General features: G+C 70.0%; 1 pseudogene. It reads left to right on the top strand.

From position 1 onward, the window contains the following. Window positions 1-111: 111 nt before the first annotated feature. A pseudogene (locus E2C06_RS37170) lies at window positions 112-220 on the top strand (IS5-like element ISMex42 family transposase); the annotation flags it as partial.

Here is a 220-nt window from a genome sequence, read left to right as displayed (position 1 = left end):
AGCAGCCGGTCCAGCAACTCATCCGCGATGTGCGGCGCCTTCCGTCGAGCCATGGGGGAGATCCTTTCTGTCCCTCATGACCGGCAACACACGAAAATGCCGACAGTCCCCTCGGCGGAGCGCGACGAGCGCGAGGCGCTCGGCCGGTCGCGCGGCGGCTACGGGACCAAGGCGTGCGTGATCGCCGATGCCTCCGGCCGCGCCATCGGCTTCGCCCTGG

This window comes from Dankookia rubra (genome assembly GCF_004355005.1).
In the GTDB taxonomy this organism is placed as follows: domain Bacteria; phylum Pseudomonadota; class Alphaproteobacteria; order Acetobacterales; family Acetobacteraceae; genus Paracraurococcus; species Paracraurococcus ruber_A.
The sequence above is the reverse complement of the archived record's forward strand: the minus strand, read 5'-3'. Positions and strand labels throughout refer to the sequence as shown.